Raw genomic sequence first — 3,295 nt, 5'->3', positions numbered from 1 at the left:
GATCCGTCTTAATCGAATTTTTCGGCGTAGATCATAAGCGCGAAGAGGTGGATCTTGCTGCAGAAGCTATGGCGGATGTATTCATCGATATGTACTGTAATGCTGAAAAAGTTGATGCAGACACCGGTGAAGACGATAAGAAAAAACAATAGGACAGGTGATGGAAGTGGCTTCTTTTATGGGGAAATGCATATTGGCTTGCTGTGTCATGTTTTTCGGCGTCCTTCTCGGCATGCAGCAGGCGAACAACGGAATGATTGAAATGAAAGGGTATCAGGACCCTGATTTAAAAGCGGCGCTCAGCATATCTGAAGGGGATGCGAAGGAGGCGTCAGTCCTCGGCCATCAAATCGATTTGGAGGAAAAACAAAAAGAGCTGGAACAGCTGGAAGCTTTCAACCTCTTTTCCTCGGCCGGCCGCGCCCTGGCCGATTCGGTCACAAACACAGCCCGTTCATTGTATGACTGGATAAAGGAAAAAACGGAATAAGTAAAAGAAAAAACGAGTCGGATGCAGGACTCGTTTTTTCTTTTTCGGGTTTAGAAAGCATATGTGACTTAGCATTGAATCTTCACAACCCTATTGATATAATCTAAGCTAGCGCATATTGCGTTTCATAGTAGGAGTGATTAGTGTGACAGATAAAGAAAAACGATTACAAAGGCAGTCGAGAATCCGAAATTTCTCTATTATCGCCCATATCGATCACGGCAAGTCAACGCTTGCGGATCGAATCCTGGAAAAGACGGCGGCAATCACTCAAAGGGAAATGAAAGAACAGCTCCTCGACTCGATGGATTTGGAACGTGAAAGAGGAATCACCATTAAACTGAACTCCGTACAGCTGAAATATCAGGCAAAGGACGGAGAGGAATATATTTTTCATCTGATCGATACCCCGGGACACGTCGATTTTACGTATGAGGTTTCGAGAAGCCTTGCCGCATGCGAAGGCGCGATTCTCGTCGTCGACGCCGCACAGGGAATCGAGGCGCAAACGCTGGCAAACGTTTACCTTGCGCTTGACAACGACCTTGAAATCCTGCCGGTCATTAACAAAATCGACCTTCCGAGCGCAGAACCCGAACGCGTCCGCCAGGAAGTCGAGGATGTCATCGGTCTTGACGCTTCAGAAGCCGTCCTTGCTTCAGCAAAAGCAGGCATCGGAATTGAAGAAATATTGGAGCAGATCGTTGAAAAGGTTCCCGCACCAAGCGGAGATCCGGAAGCGCCGCTTCAAGCGTTGATCTTTGACTCTCTGTATGATGCATACCGCGGGGTCGTCGCCTATATCAGAGTCGTCCAAGGTACCGTAAAAGCCGGTCAAAAAATCAAGATGATGGCGACCGGAAAAGAATTTGAAGTCACTGAAGTCGGCGTTTTCACACCGAAGGCCGTTCCGGTTGACGAACTGACTGTCGGTGACGTCGGATTCCTGACGGCCGCAATCAAAAACGTCGGAGACACCCGTGTAGGGGATACGATTACAAGTGCGGAAAACCCAGCGCCCGAAGCCCTGCCAGGCTACAGAAAACTGAATCCGATGGTCTATTGCGGTCTGTATCCGATTGATACAGCGAAATACAACGACTTGCGGGAAGCGCTTGAAAAACTTGAGCTGAACGATTCAGCCCTTCAGTATGAGGCGGAAACGTCCCAGGCTCTCGGATTCGGCTTCCGCTGCGGTTTCCTGGGGATGCTCCACATGGAAATTATTCAGGAGCGGATTGAACGCGAATTCAACATCGATTTGATTACGACGGCTCCGAGTGTTATCTATGACGTGTACATGACAGACGGAGAAAAAATCGTTGTCGATAACCCGTCAAATATGCCTGATCCGCAGAAGATCGACCGGGTGGAAGAACCGTTCGTCAAAGCGACGATGATGGTGCCGAACGACTTTGTCGGAGCGGTCATGGAACTGTGCCAGGGCAAGCGCGGCCAGTTTATCGATATGCAGTACCTTGATGCGAACCGCGTCAGCATTGTCTACGAAATTCCGCTTGCGGAAATCGTCTACGAGTTTTTCGATCAGCTTAAATCAAATACGAAAGGCTATGCGTCATTTGATTACGAACTCATCGGATATAAACCGTCCAAGCTCGTGAAAATGGATATTATGCTGAACGGCGAAAAAATCGATGCCCTTTCCTTTATCGTTCACCGCGATTATGCGTATGAACGGGGAAAAGTTATTGTCGAAAAGCTGAAGGAACTCATTCCGCGCCAGCAGTTTGAAGTGCCTGTCCAGGCAGCCATCGGCACAAAAATTGTCGCCCGTTCAACCATCAAAGCCATGCGCAAAAACGTTTTGGCGAAGTGCTACGGCGGGGATATTTCCAGAAAACGCAAACTGCTCGAAAAGCAAAAGGAAGGAAAGCGAAGAATGAAACAGGTCGGCTCTGTCGAAGTTCCGCAGGAAGCCTTTATGGCAGTCCTGAAAATGGACGACAGCAGCCCGAAATCATAATCATGAGCTGCCGCAGCGTAACACACTGCGGCTTCTTCCTGTAAAAGAAGGTGAAAACAATGAAAGCAGCATATATCCATATTCCGTTTTGCGAGCACATTTGCCATTATTGCGACTTCAACAAGTTTTTTATTCAATCTCAGCCTGTTGATGAATATTTGCGTGCTTTAGAGAAGGAAATGGCCAATTCAATGGAAGCGGCCGGACATCCGGAGCTGAAAACGATCTTTATCGGGGGAGGAACGCCGACATCGCTGTCGGAAGCGCAGCTTGAGCGGCTTCTTGATTCCATTCATCGCGTTTTGAAACCGTCCGAAAGCCTTGCCGAATTTGCAGTGGAAGCCAATCCCGACGATTTATCGGCTGAAAAGCTGGAGGTTTTAAAAGCCGCCGGTGTAGACAGGCTGAGCTTTGGCGTACAGACGTTTGAAGACGAGCTGCTAAAAAAAATCGGCAGAGTCCACGAGCAAAAAGACGTACTCGTTTCCTTTGAAAGAGCGCGAAACGCGGGGTTCGATAATATCAGCCTTGACCTGATGTTCGGTCTGCCAGGACAAACCATCGGCCACTTCGCTTCATCGCTCGATACGGCGCTTGCCCTCGGGGCTGAACATTATTCGGTCTACTCGCTGATCGTCGAGCCGAAAACCGTTTTTTATAACTTGATGAAAAAGGGCCGGCTTCACCTGCCTCCGCAGGATCAGGAAGCAGAAATGTACGAACTTGTGATGCGGAAAATGGAAGAAGCGGGCATCGGCCAATACGAAATCAGCAACTACGCCAAAAAAGGATATGAGAGCAAACATAACCTCACATATTGG

Annotated in this window: 3 protein-coding genes; all 3 read left to right on the top strand. The window is 48.5% G+C overall.

Features of this window, described 5'->3' with window-relative positions; all coding sequences use genetic code 11:
* Window positions 1-166 precede the first annotated feature (166 nt).
* Window positions 167-490, top strand: coding sequence for a YqxA family protein (locus C1T29_RS14920; protein ID WP_023855247.1), 324 nt, complete (start codon window positions 167-169; stop codon window positions 488-490).
* Between the two features lie 145 nt (window positions 491-635).
* Entirely contained in the window at window positions 636-2,474 is a 1,839-nt protein-coding gene (lepA, locus tag C1T29_RS14915; RefSeq protein WP_020452263.1) for a translation elongation factor 4, read from the top strand.
* A gap of 59 nt (window positions 2,475-2,533) precedes the next feature.
* On the top strand, window positions 2,534-3,295 hold a 762-nt coding region (hemW, locus tag C1T29_RS14910), incomplete at its 3' end, for a radical SAM family heme chaperone HemW (protein ID WP_208945484.1).

This window comes from Bacillus sp. MBGLi79, from assembly GCF_002953915.1.
Note: the sequence above shows the minus strand (reverse complement) of the source record. Positions and strands in the feature narration are given on the sequence as shown.